The sequence below is a fragment of the Streptomyces sp. NPDC057474 genome (genome assembly GCF_042802555.1).
GTDB lineage: Bacteria > Actinomycetota > Actinomycetes > Streptomycetales > Streptomycetaceae > Streptomyces.
The window spans coordinates 1-1,130 of record NZ_JBHVDX010000508.1; the positions used below are offsets into that span (position 1 = coordinate 1).

The 1,130-nt window shown below is 74.6% G+C and carries 2 protein-coding genes; one reads left to right on the forward strand and one right to left on the reverse strand.

Features of this window, described 5'->3' with window-relative positions; genetic code table 11:
• Positions 1–174: 174 nt before the first annotated feature.
• Entirely contained in the window at positions 175–342 is a 168-nt protein-coding gene (locus tag ACFU53_RS48110; protein ID WP_384007049.1) for a hypothetical protein, read from the forward strand.
• 245 nt (positions 343–587) lie between these two features.
• Here the strand turns inward: ACFU53_RS48110 and ACFU53_RS48115 are convergent.
• The coding region (locus ACFU53_RS48115) for a PepSY domain-containing protein (RefSeq protein WP_384007052.1) at positions 588–1,130 on the reverse strand (543 nt) is incomplete at its 5' end.

Sequence of the window (1,130 nt, forward strand, 5' to 3'; positions counted from 1 at the left end):
GCCTGAAGGGGCGCGGGGAACTGCGCGAGCAACCACGTACCCACCCGCACCCGCCCCCGTGACCTGGTCGCCGACGCCTCCGCCCCGGCCGACGCCCGCACCCAGTCCGGCGCCTGGGTCAACACCGCCGTCAACGCCGACATCTCGGTCGGCGCGGCCGCCTCGGGCCTCCTGGTGGCCCACTTCTCCCCGACCCTCGGCTTCGCCCTCGCGGGCGGGGCGGCGCTGCTCGCGGCGACCGCCGTGGGGGCGGGGAGGCGGCGGGGCCGTGCGGTGCGGCCGTGGGAGAGCGCGGTGGAGTCGGAGCGGGGCGCTGCGGAGCGAACCGGCGAACTGAGGTGAGCGGGGTCCGAACGACTCGCACAGGCCCCTGAAACAGCGGTAGGGGCACCCGGTGTCGGGTGCCCCTACCTGTGGGGTGAGGAAGGCCTCGTACCTCCGGGGGGAGCCGAGGTGTCGGCCTTCCCGGCGGGGGAGGAGGAGCCGGTCTCCCGGGGTGTGGGGGAGGAAGACGCGGTCCGCCTGGAGGGATGACGGCCGGTCGGCGGTCACCCCTTCCGGTGGTTCGTGCGGGCCCCTGTGAGGGCTCAGTCGTTCGAGCGGTCGGCGGTGACCTTGCCGGAGTCGAGGTTCACCCTCCAGTCGCTGCCGGTGCCGTCGGCGGCGGTGGTGTCGACCTCCCAGGCCTTGTCCTTGCTCTCCTCGTCGAGGTCGACGGAGGTCACCGTGCCCTTGCCGGCGGCAGCCTCGGCGGCCTCCGCGGCGGTCACGGAGCTGCCCTTCAGGACGGCCCGGATCTGCTCGGTCTCGGCGGCGTCGTCACCGTCGTCGTCCCGGTCGGCGTGCGAACCGAGGACCTTGCCGGTGCCGGGGTCGACCTGGACGCTGAACCACTTGCCGCCGTTGGTCAGGACGTCGACGTCCCACACCAGGTTCGTGCCCTCGTCGTCGAGGTCGGCCGAGACCGCCGTACCGGCCCGGTGCTTCAGCGCGGCGTCCACGGCGTCGGCGGCCGTGACATCCGCGGCCTTCGCCTCGGCGGCGTCCTCCGCCTTGTCGTCCGCGTCGTCCCGGGCGCCCGTGCCGGAGTTGTCGTCGGCCGCGTCGTTCTCGTCGTCGGCGTCGTCCGC